Below are 1,289 nucleotides of genomic sequence, written 5' to 3' on the forward strand. Positions count from 1 at the left end.
GCATCTAAGCGTGAAACCAGCCTTGAGATGAGGTTTCTCATAGCATAAGCTAGTAAGATCCCATGTAGACGACATGGTAGATAGGCCAGGTGTGGAAGAGCCGTGAGGTTTGGAGCTGACTGGTACTAATCGATCGAGGGCTTTACTTAAATACAACATTAAGCAGACTGTGCAACAAATATATATAACTTCTATGTGGTTTTCAGAGTACAAACTCTGACAGATTCAGTGGCGATAGCTATGAGGATCCACCTGTTCCCATCTCGAACACAGTAGTTAAGCTCATAAACGCCGAAAGTACTTGGCTGGAGACGGCCCGGGAGGATAGGAAGTCGCTGATTAACGAAAAGAAAAAGGTCTACCGAGTGGTAGGCCTTTTTCTTTTTGTTAGTCTTCGACTAGTTATTTCTGCTAAAGCCGTCTCCAGCCAAGATTGTACAAATAGTATCTATCTGTATAAATCAATAAGACGGCGTGGGAAGGGTAGGGTGTGAGGCCACAGAGGAGTGAAACGACGTATGGGGCCCACACATCACCTTCTTCCGAACGTAAGATTTACCGAACTGCGAAGCAGTAAAGGGAAATCCACAGTGAGGAAGCAAGTAGGGCAAGCGAAAAGTAGTGTGTCTTTTTTTGTGTACGACTTCCTATCCTCCCGGGGTACCCGGTAAGCAGGGCAGTAAAAGCAGGGCAGTAGAAGATGGAGGAGCGAAGCAACGACAGATTCACTGCATCGCTTAGTTCGGAGCGTAAGAGTTACCATGTAGCGAAGCTACATAGGGAACTCCATAGCGACGAACACCCAGTATCCTGGAGGGAAGAACCGTACATAAGGATTCGCTGATTAATGAAAAGAAAAAGGCCTACCGAGTGGTAGGCCTTTTCTTTTTGCTCGTCTCCAACTAGTTATTTCTGCTAGAGTCGTCTCCAGCCAAAGTTGTGCAAGTAAAATCCATCTGTATTTATCAATAAGCCAAATTTTCAGCAGAGCTGCATAGGTAATTTCGCAGCTATGAAAAAAGAGCTACCTAAGCAGCTCTTTATAACTTATTCAACACCAACCATTACGTTGGTAGCTTTGATAACAGCAACAACTTCTTTGCCTACTGTTAAGTTCAATTCTTTTACAGATTGTAATGTAATATCAGCAGTAATGATATTGTCATTTCCTACATTGATTTTTACGATAGCGTTTACAGCACCTTCTTGGATTTCAACGATAGTACCTTTTAATTGATTTCTTGCACTTAATTTCATTTACTACTCCTTACAAAAATATAATAAAATAT

Annotated in this window: 1 protein-coding gene and 2 rRNA genes; 2 read left to right on the plus strand and 1 reads right to left on the minus strand. The window is 42.3% G+C overall.

All coding sequences use genetic code 11. The features are described from left to right. Both VEHSUH05_RS09260 and rrf read left to right on the plus strand, forming a co-directional pair. A 23S ribosomal RNA gene (locus tag VEHSUH05_RS09260) occupies positions 1-150 on the plus strand; the annotation flags it as partial. 74 nt (positions 151-224) lie between these two features. Then, positions 225-341, plus strand: a 5S ribosomal RNA gene (gene rrf, locus VEHSUH05_RS09265). A gap of 706 nt (positions 342-1,047) precedes the next feature. Here rrf and VEHSUH05_RS09270 read toward each other — a convergent pair. Next, positions 1,048-1,257, minus strand: coding sequence for a TOBE domain-containing protein (locus VEHSUH05_RS09270; RefSeq protein ID WP_038114367.1), 210 nt, complete (start codon positions 1,255-1,257; stop codon positions 1,048-1,050). Between the last annotated feature and the right edge of the window lie 32 nt (positions 1,258-1,289).

Source organism: Veillonella denticariosi JCM 15641, assembly GCF_002959855.1.
Lineage (GTDB): Bacteria > Bacillota > Negativicutes > Veillonellales > Veillonellaceae > Veillonella > Veillonella denticariosi.